The sequence below is a fragment of the Acinetobacter nematophilus genome (assembly GCF_026344175.1).
GTDB classification, from domain to species: domain Bacteria; phylum Pseudomonadota; class Gammaproteobacteria; order Pseudomonadales; family Moraxellaceae; genus Acinetobacter; species Acinetobacter nematophilus.
Genome location: NZ_JAPKMY010000012.1, coordinates 37,403 through 57,453, shown reverse-complemented (window position 1 = coordinate 57,453; position 20,051 = coordinate 37,403). Strand labels below are relative to the sequence as shown.

At 40.7% G+C, this 20,051-nt stretch carries 13 protein-coding genes and 1 pseudogene; 7 read left to right on the top strand and 7 right to left on the bottom strand.

The window, feature by feature from the left end:
- Window positions 1-10: 10 nt before the first annotated feature.
- On the bottom strand, window positions 11-715 hold the full coding sequence (locus OSH00_RS17910) for an energy transducer TonB (protein ID WP_266131555.1): 705 nt from the start codon (window positions 713-715) through the stop codon (window positions 11-13).
- A gap of 144 nt (window positions 716-859) precedes the next feature.
- On the bottom strand, window positions 860-3,535 hold the full coding sequence (locus tag OSH00_RS17905) for a TonB-dependent receptor (RefSeq protein ID WP_266131554.1): 2,676 nt from the start codon (window positions 3,533-3,535) through the stop codon (window positions 860-862).
- Between the two features lie 755 nt (window positions 3,536-4,290).
- Here OSH00_RS17905 and OSH00_RS17900 point away from each other — a divergent pair.
- The 6 genes from OSH00_RS17900 (at window position 4,291) to OSH00_RS17875 (ending at window position 13,833) form a co-directional block, all read left to right on the top strand.
- Entirely contained in the window at window positions 4,291-6,081 is a 1,791-nt protein-coding gene (locus tag OSH00_RS17900; protein ID WP_420909548.1) for an ABC transporter substrate-binding protein, read from the top strand.
- 81 nt (window positions 6,082-6,162) lie between these two features.
- Complete coding sequence (locus tag OSH00_RS17895) at window positions 6,163-7,908, top strand: ABC transporter substrate-binding protein (RefSeq protein WP_420909547.1); 1,746 nt, start codon at window positions 6,163-6,165, stop codon at window positions 7,906-7,908.
- 66 nt (window positions 7,909-7,974) lie between these two features.
- On the top strand, window positions 7,975-9,984 hold the full coding sequence (locus OSH00_RS17890; protein ID WP_266131551.1) for a M3 family metallopeptidase: 2,010 nt from the start codon (window positions 7,975-7,977) through the stop codon (window positions 9,982-9,984).
- A 14-nt stretch (window positions 9,985-9,998) separates the two neighbouring features.
- Window positions 9,999-10,937, top strand: coding sequence for an ABC transporter permease (locus OSH00_RS17885; protein WP_266131550.1), 939 nt, complete (start codon window positions 9,999-10,001; stop codon window positions 10,935-10,937).
- A gap of 8 nt (window positions 10,938-10,945) precedes the next feature.
- Window positions 10,946-12,082 (top strand): ABC transporter permease, encoded by a 1,137-nt coding sequence (locus OSH00_RS17880; RefSeq protein WP_266131549.1) that lies wholly within the window; start codon window positions 10,946-10,948, stop codon window positions 12,080-12,082.
- A gap of 11 nt (window positions 12,083-12,093) precedes the next feature.
- Window positions 12,094-13,833: an ABC transporter ATP-binding protein gene (locus OSH00_RS17875; RefSeq protein WP_266131548.1), complete on the top strand. Its 1,740-nt coding sequence runs from the start codon at window positions 12,094-12,096 to the stop codon at window positions 13,831-13,833.
- Window positions 13,834-14,239: 406 nt separating this feature from the next.
- Here the strand turns inward: OSH00_RS17875 and rluB are convergent.
- The 3 genes and pseudogenes from rluB to OSH00_RS17860 all read right to left on the bottom strand — a co-directional run.
- Window positions 14,240-15,098 (bottom strand): annotated as a pseudogene (gene rluB / locus OSH00_RS17870) (23S rRNA pseudouridine(2605) synthase RluB); the annotation flags it as partial.
- A gap of 41 nt (window positions 15,099-15,139) precedes the next feature.
- The gene (gene scpB / locus OSH00_RS17865; RefSeq protein ID WP_196074827.1) at window positions 15,140-15,730 is read right to left on the bottom strand and encodes an SMC-Scp complex subunit ScpB; all 591 of its coding nucleotides are present in this window, start codon (window positions 15,728-15,730) and stop codon (window positions 15,140-15,142) included.
- Window positions 15,727-16,518, bottom strand: coding sequence for a segregation and condensation protein A (locus OSH00_RS17860; RefSeq protein WP_266131547.1), 792 nt, complete (start codon window positions 16,516-16,518; stop codon window positions 15,727-15,729). The genes scpB and OSH00_RS17860 overlap by 4 nt, the downstream gene beginning before the upstream one ends.
- Between OSH00_RS17860 and OSH00_RS17855 the strand changes: the two genes are divergently transcribed.
- Window positions 16,506-16,640, top strand: coding sequence for a hypothetical protein (locus tag OSH00_RS17855; protein WP_265092650.1), 135 nt, complete (start codon window positions 16,506-16,508; stop codon window positions 16,638-16,640). The genes OSH00_RS17860 and OSH00_RS17855 overlap by 13 nt on opposite strands.
- Window positions 16,641-17,433: 793 nt before the next feature.
- Here the strand turns inward: OSH00_RS17855 and OSH00_RS17850 are convergent.
- A complete protein-coding gene (locus tag OSH00_RS17850) occupies window positions 17,434-18,228 on the bottom strand; it encodes a TorF family putative porin (RefSeq protein ID WP_266131546.1) in 795 nt (264 codons plus the stop codon).
- Between the two features lie 61 nt (window positions 18,229-18,289).
- A complete protein-coding gene (gene betA, locus OSH00_RS17845; RefSeq protein ID WP_266131545.1) occupies window positions 18,290-19,987 on the bottom strand; it encodes a choline dehydrogenase in 1,698 nt (565 codons plus the stop codon).
- Window positions 19,988-20,051: the final 64 nt, after the last annotated feature.

Sequence of the window (20,051 nt, the reverse complement as noted above, 5' to 3'; positions counted from 1 at the left end):
AATTTTTTAATTAATTCATTACAAATTCATAGGGAATGTCATACCAAGAATCCTGAGGTTCACCATTCTTCAAGGCAGGTTTAAAAGTACATAAACTGAAAGCTTTGGAAGCGGCTCTATCTAAAGCCTTACTGCCACTCGATTTTTTAACTTTGGCTTCTTTCACTTTGCCATCACCACCAACAAAGACTGAAATAAGCACTTCGCCTTGTTCCTCATTCTGTAAAGACTCCCTTGGATAATCAGGTTTTTTGCAGCCCGCTTCACCACGAGATACACCTCGAGTTTCACCTGCTGGCTGAGGCTTCGGTGTAGGATTCGTTTTTTGCTCTGACTCAGCTTTTTGCGTTGGTGTCGGCTCTGGGCTTTCAGAGGTTTTCTGTGTTGGCTTATCAGTTGGTTTTTCCTGAGGTTTCGGATCAGGATTGGTCTTTTCCACAGATTTTTCACGAGGCTTCGGATCAGGTGTTTTTAATACTTTCTCCACTAACTTTGGAAGCTCAGGTGGTTTTTCAATAGGTTTTGGTTTTTCTGATTCAGGCTTTTTATCCTGAATGATGAGCAATTCAACTGGCTCATCTGTCGGTTTTTCCACTTTTTTCGATAATCCTGTCACTAGTCCATAAAGGAGGATGAGATGTAGAAGAATTACAGCTCCAATCCCCATCAGGCGTTTGACAGAATTATGTTCTAATGCTGAAAAATTCTTGCCCATTGCGACTCCTCAAATGAGAGACAAACAATAAATAGCGCAAAATAGGCTATATAAAAATTGTGTTCAATTTTCTGTTTGGCGGTGTGAACGATTTACTTTCACAAACAACAGATGGAACTGAGCTGATGTTTGTGAAATATCCAGTTAGAACTTATAGGTCGCTCTTAGGTAATATGCACGACCTGTTGGATCGGCATAACTTGAGTCATAGCCATATTGGAAGTTATCTGTGACATTTGAGGCAGGTGGATCTTGATCAAAAATATTTTTGATTCCTGCAGTGAGTTCTAGATTCTTAAATCCACTGTATGTACCTGCGATGTTGTATAGGGTGTAGTCACTGACACGATGTCTGTCATACTGGGCTTCACCAGTTGAATTTGAATCTTTATAGCCACGGTTGAATTGTTGCTCAAAGATCATTTTCCAGTTGTCATAGCTCCAATTTATATTGGCAACATGTTTCCAACGTGTATAAACTTGTTGGTTGTAATAGCTCCCCACACGACCGACCCATTCACCGCCTTTTTCTTCTTGTTTGTCATATTTGATGACATATGTACCATCAATACCAAAGCCAAATCGACCAGTTTTGGTCACAGGGGTCAGATAGTTCAGACTTAAATCAACCCCTTGCGTTTTGATCCCTCCCATATTGATCAACGTGGTACTGACATATTTGATTCGACCATCTGCGTCACGCACAAAGAGACTGGAATATTTGTCTGGATCTGCGAAAACAATTGAATCTGTAATGGCATCGATCAGATTATCAACTTTGATATTGTAGTAATCTGCGGTAAATACAAGATTTTTAATCGGCTCGAATACCACACCGGCAGTATATGACGTTGATTCTTCTGCTTTTAAATCAGGGTTTCCACCTTGCATACGTTTAAACTGAACATTACATTCTGTTTGATACTGTGGTGAGGTTGCATTGCCGCCGGGGCAAAGTACGGGATCATTGTATCTTGAACCTGTATAGGTTTGGCTTTGAGGTGCATTGATGTCGTATAAACTTGGTGCACGGAAGCCTGTGCTATAGGATGTACGGAACATTAATTGTTTTAAGGGTTCCCACCGTAACGCAACCTTAGGATTGAAAGTATCACCAAAGTCACTGTAGTCATCATAACGTGCTGCAAGTTGTGCCTCCAAATTGGCTAAAATCGGAATATGAAATTCAGTAAACAGGGCGGAAATATCACGATCACCTTTACTCACAGGCTTATTAGGATCTATTCCACTGCCAGGCACTTGTTTCACAATTTCGGCATTGATTTTTTGATCCCAGTTTTGTTTGGTAAAACTTCCACCTAGTGCAAAACCAACATCACCGGCAGCTAAGCTGTAGATTGGACGAGATACGGTCACATCAACTGATGTTGAATCTAAACTTGCTTTGTTGGTGTCTCCTTTCACTTCAAAAGATTTCCAAATATTCGCATCTGCTGAAGGTCCAAATGGATTGAGTGAACCATCATTTAACGCAGTCTGAACTTTACTTTGGTTGAGATAACCGGCATTAAAGCTATCGGTTGCTTCACTTTTTGCATAGGTTAAACCTGCGTTAATGTCCCATCCATAAGCTTCACCTTCAATTCCAGCAAATGCTCGATGTGAATCATTGGTCGTTTTGCCTGAACGATTGCCTCCTTGTGAACGCAGATAAAGTTGTAAATCTGCATCATTCAAGCCAGTCACTGCGGGTGTGATTCCTTTCCCAGGATAATATTGACTTGTACTTGGGAGTGTTAAGGAACGGCTGTATACATCAGGCGCAATCGAGGTTGTTACTTCATTGCGAGAAAAAATATACTCTCCAATCAAATTAAATTGATCAGTAAGTTTCAATGTGCCTCGACCCAGTGCTGAAATTGTTTCTACTTCTGGTGTGATACCAATCAGTGCCTGTGTGTTGAGATAACATAAGCCTTCATCGGCAATAACATTGGGGGTATTATTACAATTTGCATTGCCATATGGATTGGCAAGAATATTGGATGTAGGATCAAAAAAGTTTGCAGGAAAGGCATTTGCTGAACTGGCATCTAGTCCCAGTTCAGGGATGACGCCACCACGACGGCTGATTTTACGGTCTTTCGCCATGATATTATTGGTTCTGCGGTAATCTACTACACCATAAACATTAAAGCCCTGTTCATCTAAATTGCCATATCCTCCAAAAATAGAAATGTCTTGTTTATCTCCTCCACTGGCTTCAGGTTGAGTTGCACCCACACTAATATTGAGTCCCTCAAAAGATTTTTTAGTAATAAAGTTAATAACTCCCCCAATTGCATCTGCACCATATACGGCAGAAGCACCATCTCGTAGAATCTCAATACGTTCAACCATGGCCATTGGAATAATATTGAGATTGGTCGTTGAGGTGCTGAAAGGGCTATACGCCAAACGACGACCATTGAGCAATACCAATGTTTTATCTGTTCCTAAACCACGAAGGTTGGCAGAAGAGCCCTCGGTATTACTTGCACCGACGTTCTGTGAAGTTGAAAATCCTGCTTGGTTTGAACTGACTTTGGTCAATGCTTCTTCAACTGTGGTAACCCCTTGTTTGGCTAAATCATCACCTTTAATAATGGTAATCGGTGATGCACTTTGAGCAGCAACTCCTTTGATTGAAGAGCCTGTCACGGTCACTTTTGCCACTTTGGTTGTTTGGGAGCTTTCTTCATTTTCTGCTGCTTTTGCTGTAGTGAGGTACATCAAACTTAAACTAAGTATGCTTAATTTAAGAATATTTTTCCCCATTGTTGGCGACTCCAAAGAACGAAACTCTTTGTTCATTTTCATATTTTCAGACATCCGTTTTTTTTTGTACTTAGCGATATTGCTGCAATGCTTTCTAGCAATACAAGTGCCAACTATCTAATTATATGTTGTAAAAATATACAAAAAATTGCTAATAATTTGCGTTACTAGTGTCGAATTATCTTATTCTTCCAAGACTTGATTGAAAAAATCTATTTTTGAAAAAATATGAAAAAGTATTAAGTAAAGATGAAATCATTGTAAAAAAAAGTATTAATTTATAGTGATTGTGTTTTATCAATATCTTTAAAATCAAATGTTTAATTTAAGTTATGAGTTGTATATAAATTTATTATGATTAATATTTTTATATTATTTTATAATAATCATATATTTATTATTTATTTTAGAGTGATTGATAAAATAAGTGAGCAATTTTGGAACACTCGTGTATTTAAATTGTGCAATATAAGTCATTCTGATAAAGGTTATATGAATTTAATATTTATAATATTCATCGTGCAAATCTTGAGAGATTGAACGTTGATAAATCTTTAATAATTGTTAATTTTTTACGGTAAAAAGAAACAAAATTTACAACAATAATTATGGGTGGCATGAAATTCGCTTTCGATTTGGGGCTGTTATCTTGTACAGTTTTTCACTATTGTTAATTTGATATTTGGTTTCGTACCAAAGCGGTAATGTACAGGATGATCGTACCGTTAGCTTATTGTTTCATATGATCTGATTCAGAGCTGAGGCGTTTTCAAGGTTTGCTACTCTTATAAAAATACATAGGTATGAATTTGGAATCTAAGCTTTTACGTATTGCGTTGTGCGCTTATGCAATCGGTTGTGGGGAACTCGCCATTGCGAAAACTCCTGCACAACCCAATAAAATGTTGCATTTGGCTTTTGAAGCGCCAGATGATGGTTTTGATATGGTTAAAACCTATAATTACTACAGTGGCAATATCGCAGAAGCGATATTTGAGCCTCTGCTAAAATATGATTATTTGGCTCGTCCAGTAGTACTCGTGCCTAATACAGCACAGTCCTTACCCAAGATAGAACAAGAGGGCAAGGTGTATACCTTTAAAATTCAGCCTGGAATTTATTTCACTGAAGATCCTGCATTTAAGGGAAAACGGCGTGAATTGACTGCTCAGGATTATATCTATTCAATCCAGCGTATCAGTGATCCTAAAAACCATTCCCCTACATATTCTTTTATTGATGGAAAAATTCAAGGTTTAGAACAAGTTGTCGCCAATGCCAAAAAGACTGGAAAATTTAATTATGATACGCCCATTTCAGGACTAAAAGCTTTAGATAAATATACATTGCAATTTACCCTTACTCGTCCTGACTATAATTTCCCTTATATTTTAGCTTATGTCACTTTTAGCGGAACAGCACGAGAAGTTATTGAGTTTTATGGAGAGCGTATAGCACAACATCCTGTAGGTACTGGACCCTATCAACTCAGTAAATATGTACCGCGTAGTAAAATCGAACTGGTGGCAAACCCTGACTATCGTGGTTTTATCTGGAACTATAAATCTACCGGAACAGTTTGGGATAATCAGTTGGTCAAGGAAATGACAGGCAAAAAAATGCCCCAAGTGGGAAAGGTTGTAGTGAGTATTATTGAGGAGGAACAATCCAGATGGCTAGCGTTTAAGTCTAGGCAATTGGATTTTGATAAATTAACTTCTAATGCTGTTCCACAGGCACTCAATGGCACACAATTAAAACCCGAATTAAAAAAACAAGGTATTCAACACTTTCCCAATAAAGACCCCGAAATTACCTACACCATGTTCAACATGAAAGATCCAATTGTAGGAGGCTACAGTTTAGAGAAAATTGCCTTGCGTCGAGCGATTACCTTGGCATATAACCAAGATGAAGCGATTAAGCAACTTTATAAGGGGCAAGCTGTGCGAGCTGAAATGCTCGTGCCAGATGGGGTACAGGGTCATAATGCCCAATATCGCAGTAGCGTGGCTTATAATCCTCTGTTGGCGAACAGATTACTGGATCGATTTGGTTATAAAAAAGCAAAAGATGGATACCGAACTTTACCTAATGGGCAGCCGTTGATATTGAAATACAATACAGAAAATAGCTCAAGTTCAGTCATTCATTCTGAATTATGGAAGAAAAATTTGGATGCGATAGGCGTGCGTGTTGAATTCAAAGTCAGTAACTTTGCTGATAATTTAAAAGAAGCGATGCAATGTAAACATATGATTTGGGGTGGAGCATGGATTGCTGACTTCCCAGAAGGTGAAAATTTTGCTCAGTTGCTTTACGGTCCTAACTCAGGCAAAGGTAATTTAAGTTGTTATCAGTCGAAAGCTTACGATTCGCTTTATCGGCAAGCCTTAACCTTACCGCCACAACAACGACAGCCTTTTTATGAAAAAATCAGTCGTCAGATTGAAGCAGATAACCCTTGGATTATACATACCACCCGAATTCGCAATTGGTTATTGCAGCCACAAGTTCAAGGCTATAAAGCACATCCAATGATGAACACCGTTTGGCAATATCTTGATGTACAGCCAGTCAAAAAATAACAGATAAAGTTGAAGGAAATGATGAAGGATAATTTAAGTCGGAAACTTAAACAGATTGGATCAAGTGTAGTGTTGGGCAGTATGATGCTTACAGGCACGGTGAGCATTTTTGCCAAAAATCCCGCAGATCCAAATAAGATTTTACGTTATGTTTTTCCTGTTGCTGAAACGGGGTTTGATCCAGCCGGGACACAAGATCTTTATTCTGCACATGTGCATAATTCAATTTTTGAAGGCTTATATACCTATGATTATCTGGCATCGCCTGCCAAATTGGTGCCGCGTACTGCTGTCGCGTTACCAGATGTGAGTACGGATGGGTTGACCTATACTTTTAAAATTAAAAAAGGCATCTACTTTGCAAAAGATCCAGTGTTTAAAGGTAAGGCGCGAGAATTAACTGCACAAGATTATGTCTATTCCTACAAGCGTTTATTAGATCCAAGTTTACATTCACCCAATAGTTGGTTGCTGGATGACAAGATCGTGGGGATCGATAAAGTTCTTGAGCAAGCCAAAAAAACCGGAAAGTTTGATTATGATCAACCCGTTGCGGGACTTCAGGCAACAGATCGATATACCTTGGTGATTAAATTAAAACAGCCTGATCAAAACTTTCCCATGCTTTTGGCACATCAACCCGCAGGTGCAGTGGCTCGGGAAGTAATTGAACATTATCGCGATAAATCGGGTTTTGCCATGGCTCATCCGGTAGGTACAGGTCCTTATATTTTGACCAAGTGGATTCCTGGCTCACGTATTATTTTAAAGGCAAATCCTGATTACCGTGGCTATGTTTGGGATTTCAAAGCTTCTACGCCCGAAGACCAGAAAATTGTCGATGCAATGAAAGGCAAAAAGATGCCACAAATCGGTGTGGTTGATATTCAAGTGATGGAAGAAGCGCAATCACGCTGGTTGTCGTTTAGCAAAGATGAAACAGACTTGTTTGTTCTGGATGGTGATTTAACTGTTCAAGCGATTCAGGATGGTCAGCTCAAGCCTGAACTGGCGAAAAAAGGCATTCAACTTTCCCGAATTGTCGATCCTTCGATTGATTATTATTACTGGAATATGCAAAACCCTATCGTCGGTGGTTTAAGTAAGGAAAAAATAGCCTTACGTCGTGCCATGGCAATGGCGTATTCACCAGACAATCAGATTAAAATTTTAATGAAAGGTGATGCACAAAGATTACAATTCCCCGTCCCTTATGGCGTAGTGGGACATGATCCCAATTATAAAACCAGTATTCCTTATTCAGTCAAAGCAGCCAATTTACTTCTCGATCGTTATCACTATAAGGTGGGGGCAGATGGTTGGCGAACCCTGCCTGATGGTAAGCCGTTGGTGATTGAATTAGCCGTTTATGGGGGCAGTGCACGCAGTCAGCAGAGTGCCGAATTTTGGAAAAAAACCTTAGACAATATCAAAGTTAAAATGACCACCAAATCTTTGCCTTTTGCAGAAGGTCTAAAAGCTGAAAAACAATGTAAAACCATGTTTAAAGGTTCTGCCTGGGTTGCCGACTATCCTGATGCTGACAACTTTATGCAACTGTTCTACAGCAAGAATATTCATGCTACCAACAATGCCTGCATGAAAATACCTGAATATGATCGCCTGTATGAACAAACTCAAAAGTTAAAGCCAGGTCCTGAGCGTGATGCACTCTATCGCAAAATGGCAAGAATATTGGAAGTCTATATGCCTGTACAAATGGCATCGACACGTTACCGAAATGCTTTGGCGCAACCGCGTGTGATTGGATTTAAAAAGCATCCCATTCTTCCCTCAGAATGGATGTATTTTGATATGAAAAAGTAATGTTTAGCGGTGGCTGAAAAAATAAACAGATTGAATTTTGAAAATAAATTGAAGATTGGAGAAAAGATGAAAATGAAGATATTTAAGCTGAGTGCGTTATGTATGTTATCGGTCAGTTGGGGACAGTGGACATATGCACAACCTGAACGCAGTACTTTACCGAAGTTTCAAGCAAAAGATATTCCAGCTCAGTGTGATGCGAAAATTGCCAATGTAAAAAGCAAACTTGCTGAATTTGCCACGCTCAAACTCAAAAACAATGCACCAGCCGGAAATGTGTTGGCAAAATGGGATCAGATTTTTGCTGAGTTTGAAGATTTTTATGGACCGATCAATTTGATGAGCAATGTCGATCCCGATGCAGCATTACGCAAAGCCGCTGAGGATTGTGAGGTTAAAATTAGCCAATTCCAGACGGAAGTCTATCAAGATGCCCAACTATATCAGCAGATTAAAAAAACCAGAGCCACGAACGAGATTGACAGTAAATATCGCCAAGATATTTTGGATGGTTTTGAAGATACAGGCGTTCAGCTCTCGACGGAAAAACAAGCCCGTTTAAAAGTGATTTTGGATGAATTGACCAAGATTCAACAAGAATATGCGCGAAACATTCGTGATAATCCAGAAAAATTAGAATTCACACCTGCCGAGCTGAAAGGTTTACCCGAAAGTTATATCTCAAATTTAAAGAAAAGTGAAAAGGGCGACTATTTATTGGGGTTTGATTATCCTGAATATCGTCCTTTTATGGAGTTGGCAGACAGTGATGATGCCCGTAAACGCTATCAAATCGCCTATACACGCCGTGGAACAGAAAAGAATTTAGTCCTGCTTAAACAAGCCATTGATTTGCGTTATGAATTGGCACAACTGTTTGGTAAAGCCAGTTATGCCGATTGGGCATTGAAAAATCGCATGGCGCAAAATCCTGAAACAGTAAATAAGTTTCTCAAAGAGGTACACAATACCGTTGCTCCATTGGAACAAAAAGAAGTACAGGCTCTTCGCGAATTCAAAGCTAAAACCTTGAATATTCCTGTAGAAAAAGCTGAAATTAACCGTTGGAGTGAGGCGTATTGGAGTGAAAAATTACGTCAGCATAAGTACCAAATTGATCAAGAAAAAATGCGTGAGTATTTTCCAACCCAAGCGTCGCAAGACTGGTTATTTGCCATTTCATCTCACCTATATGGAATCGAGTTTAAGCCTGCCAAAGTCGATGTTTGGCAAGATGAAGTTGAATACTACGATGTAATCGATAAGCAGACAGGTCAACTTTTAGGTGGTCTGTATATGGATAAGTTTCCACGTGAAGGTAAATATGGTCACGCTGCGGTTTGGGGAGTAAGAGGCGGAAGTACATTGACCCAGCGAAAGCCCATTTCTGCTTTGGTCACCAACTTTAACCGTAAAGGCTTAAACAGTGATGAACTGGAAACATTTGTACATGAGTTTGGTCACGCTTTACATGGCATTCTGTCAAATACGCGTTATGCCTCGCAGTCAGGAACTTCTGTAGAGCGTGACTTTGTGGAAGCACCTTCCCAAATGTACGAGGAATGGGCTCGTCGTAAAGAAACGCTTTCTACCTTGGCAGATTATTGTAAACCTGCATGTCCACGCATTAATGATGAACTGATTGCAAAACTCAAAGCGGTTAAAAACTATGGGCGTGGCTTGTTCTATTCACGTCAGACCTTATATGCGCAATACGATATGGCATTACATACTGCCCATGCATTAAAAACCCAGCCCATGGATGTTTGGAAAAATCTTGAAGCCCAAACGGCTCTAGGCTATGTGCCTACAACAGAATTCCCGGGTCAGTTTGGTCATATTATGGGGGGCTATCAGGTCGGTTATTATGGTTATATGTGGTCTGAAGTCTTGGCCTTGGACATGCTTTCCGCATTTGGCGATAACTTAAATAATCCTGAAGTTGGCGCACGCTATCGTAAAACAATTCTGTCACAAGGTGGGCAAAAGAAAGCTGAACAATTGGTGGTCGATTTCCTGGGCAGAGCACCGGATAACAGGGCATTTTTTCAGGAAATTACGGGACAACGTAACTAAAGGGAATTAGAACTATGTTGGCATACATCATACGTCGTATATGGCAGATGATTCCCACCATGTTGGGAGTTGTGTTGCTGATCTTCTTTTTATTCAATTGGGTTGGGGGCGATCCGGCATATATTCTTGCGGGGAAAATGGCGAATCCAGAACAAATTGAAAACATTCGACAGCAATTGGGTGTCGACCAGCCCTATTACATCCAACTTTGGATTTTTATTAAACAGATTGTCACCTTTGATTATGGTTTTAGTTGGAGTACAGGTGAGTCCGTTTCAAATATTATTTTGACCCGTCTAGGACCGTCACTGACCATCATTATACCGTTGACGATTTTACAAACTGTGATTTCAATCATTTTGGCATTGGCTGTTGCATCGGTCCGTGGTTCTTTAACGGATCGAATGGTGATGCTGTTGTGTACCATTGGGATGTCGATCAGTATTTTGGTCTACATCATCGTATTTCAATATAGTCTGGCTTATCAGCTAGGTTGGTTCCCAGTACAAGGCTGGAGTGACAGTCTGACTGAGAATTTATTTGAGTATGCCTTATTGCCGATTCTCATTATGTTGGTGGTCAGCATTGCACCAACATTACGGCTTTACCGCAGTTTCGTCTTAGATGAAGTCAATCAGGATTATGTCAGAACTGCTCGTGCAAAAGGCGTAGGGGAAGGACGTATCTTGGGGATTCATGTGCTTCGTAATGCTTCAATTCCGATTATCACTGATGTGATGGCAAGTCTGCCTGGTTTGTTAATCGGCGCATTCTTAATTGAGCGTTTTTTTGGGATTCCAGGGATCGGGCGTGAAATCATCATTGCAGTTGAGCGTAGTGATTTTCCTGTGATTAAAGCCATTACTGTGTATGTCGCAGCCGCAACCATGATTTTTAATCTCATCGCTGATTTGATTTATAAAGTGGTTGATCCACGCGTACAGTTGAAGTAGGTGGGATGATGCTTGGAATTTTATCTAAAAAAGTAGAAACACAACAGCAAGCTTCTCCGGGGCTATGGCGCTTGGCTATGCGACGATTAAAAGCTGATCGTGTTGCCATGGTGTCGTTAGGGGTATTGTTCTGTTATTTCATCATCTTGATTTTATCCATGACAGGTGTCATCGCTTCTAACTGGAACAAAGAGGTTGCCGAAAGTTATGCACCTCCTACCTTTATGGGAGCAGATCAAACACTACAAAATACAGCTAAAAAAGCAGTCAATGCAGAAGCATTACCTGAAAACCCTGTTGACCCTTTAAAAGACGTGATCAAAGAACTGAATGCCCAAATTGCCACTGAGCAGGCTTCAGGTGGTACAGTAGATTATTATGGTGTACAAGATCCACTTGCCGAGGATATGAAGGTCATTGATCAGCAATTGGGTGGACATTTGCTGGATCAGCAAAGTGAATTGAAAAAAACCTTGCCTTTCGGTGCAGACAAGTGGGGACAGGATGTTTTACTAAAGACCATTAAAGGCGCTGAAACTTCAATTGTGGTTGGGCTGGTTTCTGCATTGTTGGCTGTGGTTATTGGTACATTTTTAGGTGCGATTGCAGGCTATTTTGGCGGATGGGTCGATGATCTACTCAATTGGTTCTACAGTATTTTTACCTCTATTCCCTATTTATTACTGGTCTTGGCGATTGCAGCTGTATTACAGCAGAAAGGGATTTTATCTATCGTTTTGATTCTGGGCTTAACCGGTTGGACAGGTGTGTTTCGCTTAATTCGTGCTGAATATATGAAACATACCTCACGTGAGTATGTACTGGCCGCCAAAGCTATTGGGGTTAGCCATCTCAGGCGAATGTTCGTGCATATCTTTCCAAACGTCAGTCATATTGCATTGGTTCAAATGTCAATTTTAGTGGTTGGGTTTATTAAATCCGAAGTAATCTTAAGTTTTCTGGGTTTTGGTGTTCCTGTCGGAGTTGTGTCGTGGGGCAGTATGCTGAATGAAGCACAGAGCGAGCTCATACTCGGTAAATGGTGGCAATTGGTTGCAGCATCAGTCGCGATGGCAGTACTGGTTACAGCATTTTCAATGTTTACTGATGCATTACGCGATGCATTAGACCCTAAAATAAAATAAGGAGTATATAGATGTCAGAACAACATGTGATACCTCCTGTACTGCTGAGTGTTCAAGATCTCAGTGTGAGTTTTAAGGGGGAAAATAAGCAACTCATTGAAACTGTAAAAAGCATTTCTTTTCAGATTCCTGCCAATACCACAGTGGCATTGGTGGGAGAGTCGGGCAGCGGTAAGTCAGTAACGTCTCTGGCAACAATGGGACTCTTGCCCAAAGATCAGTCTTATATTGCTGAAAAAAGTAAAATTATGTTTGAAGGTCAAGATTTACTGTGTCTGACAACCCAACAAATGCGTAAGATTTGCGGTAAAGATATTGCCATGATTTTTCAGGAACCGATGTCATCGCTTAATCCTGTGTTTACTGTGGGGGATCAAATCGCTGAAATTCTACGCATTCACTTAAATATGGGGCGAAAACAAGCACGCCAACGTGCGCTCGAGTTACTCACTGAAGTGGGGATCCCATCCCCAGAAACCAAGATCGATGCTTATCCCAATCAGCTTTCGGGGGGACAACAGCAGCGGGTCATGATTGCAATGGCGATTGCATGTGAACCTAAATTACTGATCGCGGATGAACCGACCACAGCACTAGATGTTACCATCCAAAAGCAAATTTTAGATTTGTTAGAGGCTTTGCGCAAACGCCGTCAAATGTCGATGCTATTCATTACTCATGATTTGGCTTTGGTGAGTGAGATTGCGGATCAAGTGATTGTGATGCGTCATGGCGAAATTCGTGAGCAAGGTTTAGCCAGAGAGGTGCTTGAACACCCCACGGATCCATATACCAAAGCTTTATTGTTATGCCGACCAACATTGTCTCAACGTCCATTTCGTTTACCTGTCATCAGTGATTTTCTTGAGCGGCAAGAACCACATTCGCTTGAAGATGGTGATTTAGCAGAAACAAAAATGCTGGAAAGAACGCGTGGCTTGGTGGGTGGTGAAGAAATTATTCTAGAAGTTAAGGACTTAAAAAAGTCATTTTTTAGCCGTAAAGGATTCTTTGGAAAAGAAGAATATCAAGCGGTGAAAGGTGCATCATTTCAATTGGCGAAAGGAAAGACTTTAGGTTTAGTCGGTGAGTCAGGATCCGGTAAAACTACAATTGGTTTATTGCTCATGCGTCTACAGCAAGCAACGGGCGGTCAGGCGTTTTTTCAAGGAAAAGATATTTTGGCAATGTCTGAAAAAGAATTTACCCAATATCAACGTAAAATTCAGATTATTTTCCAAAATCCGTATGCTTCATTGAATCCACGATTTACCGTTGGACAGATCCTGATGGAACCGATGCAGATTCATGGCATTGGTGCAAACGATATAGAACGTAAGCAGTTTGCCTTAGCGTTATTAGAGAAAGTCAGTTTGCCGGTTCAAGCTTTCGATCGTTATCCCCATGAGTTTTCTGGAGGGCAGCGTCAACGGATTGCAATTGCCCGCTGTTTAACACTGAAGCCTGAAATTTTGATCTGTGATGAGTCGGTATCCGCATTGGATGTTTCAGTACAAGCGCAGGTGTTAAATCTACTTCAAGACTTACAGGATGAGTTTGGATTAAGCTATATTTTCATTTCACATGATTTATCTGTAGTGAAATATATATCTGATCAAATCATGGTGATGAATCATGGTGATATTGTCGAAATCGCCAATTCTGATGAATTGTATCAGTCACCAAAACATGAATATACCAAACGTCTGTTGAGTGCAATTCCTCAAGCTGCGGTTGAACATCTGTCTTGATTTACATTTAATTAAAAAGCCACTCAATTGAGTGGCTTTTTATATTGAAGTATTCGAGTGTTTTAGAACTTCTTAAAACCTTTCGTCACGACAAAAGGTTTTTTCTTTTCAGGTTGTTCATTACGTTCTTGACGGTCTGCATAGTCTCGACGATCATTGCTGTAACGCTCATCTGAGCGGTTACGGTTTTGTTGCGTACCATAGCGATTTTCAGAACGGTTGCTGTTAAAGCTGTTCCCACGATTATCAGCACGATCGTGATTGTAGCTGTTGCCGCTCGAGCGTACTTTATTGAAACGGTTTTCAGAACGTTCATTACGCTGATCAGCACGGTTTTCACTGCGGTTTTGACCATATTGGTTTGAACCTGTTTTAAAGTCGCGCTGTTCATTATGGCTATATTGTTGTTCACCTTCACTGTCACGACGTTGCTGACGAAGGAAACCGCCACGACGTGCAGCCATAGGTTTGTCTTGCATACGTTCTGTACGGCGTTTTGCCATACCAAATAGACCCGTACCTTGACGTGGTTTTAATTCAACCGCTTTGGTTAAATTATCAATATCAGTTTTATCCAGTTCCATCCAACGACCTGTACGAAGTTCACGAGGCAAAATCACAGTACCGTAACGTGTACGGAGTAAGCGACTTACTTTTAAACCTTGTGATTCAAAAATACGGCGAACCTCACGGTTACGACCTTCTTTCACAACGACTTGGTACCAGCGATTGATCCCTTCACCACCAATTTCAGAGAAAGATTCAAATTTAGCTGGACCATCATCTAAAACAACGCCATTGATCATGTTGTTTTTAAGTTGAGGCGTGACTTCTCCCATGACACGAACGGCATATTCACGTTCGATTTCATTTGAGGGATGCATTAAACGATTGGCAAGCTCACCATCGTTTGTGAAAAGCAATAAACCGGTAGAGTTAATGTCTAAACGACCCACCATGACCCAACGATCGTTGGCAATTGGCGGTAAATGATCAAACACGGTCGGGCGAGATTCTGGATCATTACGCGAGCAGATTTCACCTTCTGGCTTATAGTAAATCAATACGCGACGACGGATTTCATCTTCAATTTGGAACTGAACCTTACGACCATCGATGCGAAGCTCATCACCTGGTTCGATACGTTCACCCACTTGAGCAACCTGCCCGTTGACACTTACACGACCAGCGGCAATGACCTCTTCCATATAACGGCGAGAGCCCAGACCAACTCGTGCGAGCACCTTTTGCAATTTTTCACTCATGACAGCATAACCTTAGAAATAATCATCAACAGTGCACCTATTTAAGACTTTGGCGCTTGCGCATCCAAAGCCATAAAAGCTTCCTTGGCGTCCTGTAGGGGAGGCAATTGATCCAAAGACACTAGACCAAAGGCATTTAAAAATTGTGGCGTCGTTATCAACAACGCGGGTCTTCCTGGGAGCTCACGGTAACCAGATTCTTTAATCCAGTTCCAATCAAATAAAGTCCTGAGTATTTGACTATTATTTGTCACTCCTCGTATTTGCTCAATATCAGCGCGGGTTACAGGCTGATGATAAGCGATCACTGCAACAGTTTCCAACAGTGATGGAGATAATCGGGTTGGTCGATCAGGCCAAACCTGTGCAATCATGTTGCGGTACTTTGCACGGACCTGAAAACGATAGCCTTGAGCGGTTTCAATCAACTCAATGGAGCGACCATGTTGTAAAACGGACAACTGCTGTAAATACTGTTGCAACTGTTGTTTGGAATATTGATTTTGAAATGCTTCTTTTAAACGTGCTAGAGAAACAGGGGCGTCACTTGCAAAGATAATCGCTTCAAGTTGCATGAGAACTTCATGATGTAATTCATCAACATTAAATACATTATTTTGATCTATGGTCATGCGTTTGCACCTTGAATGGAAAGAGGAGCTTCGACACCAGATGAAATAATTTGTACTTTTTGCTGACGCGTCAGTTCTAAGATTGCCATAAATGTCACCACCATGCCCATACGACCTTGGTTTGGTTTAAGCAATTCTTGGAAACTGAGCACCCCACCTGATTGAGTCATATATTCAATATAGGCAATACGTTCTTCAAGCAGTACAGGCTCTTGCTCAATTTTGTGGGTAATCGGTTCGGGACGGTTAAAAATGCAGTACAAGGCATCTTTTAGCATGTTGACGTCATAGCCCTCATATACTTTAGGGATTTCACCTATCGCGACATGACTGGCAAAAGTGTCTCGATCTAAAACAGGCATTTGCCCTAACCGTTCGGCGGCTTGTTTAATACGTAAATAGGTTTCTAAACGATCAATAAGTTCTTGTTTTGGATCTTTTTCAATCTGGATTGTTTTTGGTTTTGGTAACAGTAACCGTGATTTTAAATCCGCTAACAGTGCCGCCATGACCATGTAGTCTGCAGTGAGTTCAATATTCAGCGATTTCATATTGTCCATATAGGACAGATATTGTGTTGCAATTGGAGCGATATCCAGTTGTAAAAGATCAAAACCGTTTTTTTGAATCAGGTAAATTAAAAAGTCGAGCGGTCCTTCGAAATGTTCAAGCAGAATTTCGAATGCAGCGGGAGGAATGTATAAATCCTCTGGAATTTCTTCTTGCCATTCATCCAATACACGGATGTTGGAAATGGATTCCATAGGATGATGAGTTGCTTGAGTCATTACAATTATTAGCCACGCGAATTTTCAAAGGCATGTTTATTCGTGCTACCACGCATAAAACAGTTGCTTTGGCGCAAGGTGGTGACGAATTACGAAAAGATAGTCGGTGTATTTTAAAGTAAAAGTTCGCAGGAATACATTGTTAAATCATAAAAACGATAAAAAACCTGAAAATAAATAGGGAATATCACGTCACAAAATATGTCAGACTGTCGATAAAATCATCTAAAAGTCTAAAAAATAGAGTGAGATCATTGGTTTATAAAGAGCGGCGCAGCACAAAAGCTGCAATGAGTGAAATGTTTGTATGATTTTGTTATTTAACGATTTATTTTATATTTATGATCTATCGGTACGCTCCTGTTTTATCTTGGGATAAGGTGCAAAGCATATATTGTCAATCTGTTAAAAAACTCATGCATTAAAATATATTTTTTTGTGGCTCAATACGATGAAACTATTGTGGGATGGCATAAAGCTTTTATTGCCATGCTTTAACTTAAAGTTCAAAGTGATTTAAGCAGGCGATGCCTCACTTTACTCAACCAATTTCTGTTGAACTGCATTTTTGCGCTGTAAACACAGCAGTGCTTTGGCTTTTGCTCATATCGTGCTGTCCGGCATGGTGACATTCATGTCACTGCATCATCGCAAACCAGCAATGACTGAAAAGTACAATCTAAATGAATTACGATATCTTCTGGCAATCAATTTGTATAAAAAATATAAAGTTTATTGGATATGAAATTTTGAAATGAAATCACCTGTAAGAATCCTCTAGCTGTTTCACTATAGATTCATAAAAAAAAGCATGAGGATGAGTCATGCTAAAAAGGGAAGTGAATTAAAAAATATTTAGATTTTAAATGCTCTCATAGAGCAGTAATACTCAACGATGATCATTGATTGGGAAAACTAAAAAGTTTTTGTGAGTGCAAAGGTCACTGTTGAGTCAATCGGATTGGAAACTTTAGCATTTGGATTGCCATTACTATAGCTCTGGTAAAAACCATCTTGATCCCAGGCTTTGCTATAACTCAAACTGCTTGCAATCTGATAAGGTAATTGTTTACTGATGGTCAGACTGGCATCCTGAAAGTTAGCATCAGAAAAGTTTCGAATACGTTGATGACCGTAGTGTGCATTTACAGACCAACCTTGGATGAGGGGCTGATACCAATTCAAATCCAGATATCCAGAGCCACGAGAGTGTTGATTGTTTCCAATCGCCAAGGTGTCAGAGTTATTGCCGAAATAATCTTGTGTATAGGTGATGGCATATTTCAGGCTGAATGGACCATAACTAATTTCAGGAATGATTTCTCCATAGTTAAATCGGGAATGTGCTGTTTCTGCTGTGGTTTTTGCACCAGGATAATAGTAATACGCGACTTTTGTACCGAGCGTCAGCTCTCCGAAACTGCGTCGATATCCAGTGTAAACATCCCATTCTACAGTTGCGTCCCGGATAAAATCATCACTGACTGTGGATGCCCATGTTCCGGCAAAAAAGCCATTGCTATGGTTGTAGTCTAAGCCACCTTGTAAAGCGGGTTTCCCCCAAGTCTGTTGGAAACCACGTGAAACATATTGGCTTGCTATGGTCAGATTTGCACTATACGGAGATGTCGTGACTGTACTTGATTCGTCTGCATAGATGCCTTGAACGTACATGCTGCATGAAATGAGAAATAGTAATTGCTTTTTCATCTTATCCGTCCTTGATTAATGCGTCAGCTCAGTGGTCACTCAGCTGGCGCAATATAGATTTCTATGAATGAATTTGGCGTAAAGGAGCCTGGCGTACAGGCGCTGTTCCTGCCTTGTAATAACCCGCTTCAGATCGTGGTAACTTTTGACCACGGATTTGGTCTGCAATTTTTTCTGCGATCATAATGGTGGTTGCATTTAAGTTTCCAGTAATGATCAATGGCATGATTGAAGCGTCTACTACACGTAAGCCCTCTAAACCATGAACTCGTCCTTGACCGTCTACCACAGCCATTTCATCTTCGCCCATTTTGCAACTGCAAGAAGGGTGGTACGCCGTTTCAGCATGGTTTCGCACGAAATCATCGAGCTCTGCATCGGTTTGCACTTTTTTGCCAGGGCTGATTTCATCGCCACGATAGGCATCCAATGCAGGCTGTTGCATGATTTCACGGGTAATACGGATCGCATCTCTGAATTCACGCCAGTCTTGTTCTGTTGACATGTAGTTGAACAAAATACTTGGATGTTCAAATGGATTTTTCGATTTGAGTTTGATTCGACCACGAGAGGGTGAACGCATTGAACCAACATGGGCTTGGAAACCGTGTTCTTTAACAGCATTACTGCCGTTGTAGTTAATCGCTACTGGCAAGAAATGATACTGAATATTAGGCCAATCAAACTCGTCTGAGCTACGGATAAAGCCACCTGCTTCGAACTGGTTACTCGCACCAATGCCTGTGCCATTAAAGAGCCATTCAGCACCAATTGCAGGTTGATTGTACCATTTCAACGCTGGATAGAGAGAAACGGGCTGCTTACATTTGTACTGTAAATACATTTCCAAATGGTCTTGCAGATTTTCACCCACGCCTGGCAAATCATGAACCACAGCAATGTCCATTGATTTCAGGAAAGTACTTTGACCGATCCCCGAACGTTGCAAGATTTGTGGTGATGCAATCGCACCTGCACACAATAATACCTCACGTTTCGCTTGGGCTTGTTTTAGGTTGGTTTGATCCGCACCCAGAATATATTCGACACCGACGGCTTGTTTCTGATTAAAAAGAATTTTATTGGTGGTTGCATGGGTGACAATGGTTAAGTTTGATCGACCTTTTGCCATGTCCAAATAACCACGAGCTGTACTTGAGCGACGACCTTTCGGTGTCACGGTACGGTCCATAGGACCAAAGCCTTCTTGTTGATAACCGTTTAAATCATCTGTACGGGGATAGCCTGCTTGAACGCCTGCTTCAACCATGGCATGGAACAGTACATTGTTGCCATTTTTAGGTGTAGCCACAGAAACTGGACCATTGGCACCATGGTAGTCATTACCGCCGATATCGCGTGTTTCAGCTTTTCGGTAATAAGGCAAACAATCTGCATAGGTCCAATCTTCAAGACCCTTGTGTGTTGCCCATTGGTCTAAGTCCATCGCATTGCCACGGATGTAGCACATGCCATTGATCAATGAAGAGCCACCTAAGCCCTTACCACGACCACATTCCATACGGCGATTGTTCATATGGGGTTCTGGATCGGTTAAATATGCCCAATTGTAACGACGACCTTGTAGTGGATATGCCAAGGCAGCAGGCATTTGGGTACGAAAATCTAAACGATAGTCAGGACCACCCGCTTCCAATAATAAAACAGTGACATCTTTGTCTTCAGTTAAGCGAGTAGCCAATACATTTCCGGCAGATCCTGCGCCAATGATAATGTAATCATAGGATTGAGTATTCATAATTATCCTTTTTGTATTTTTTAAAGGTGCCAATGCAATCAAGTGATGACATGGCACATGGGAT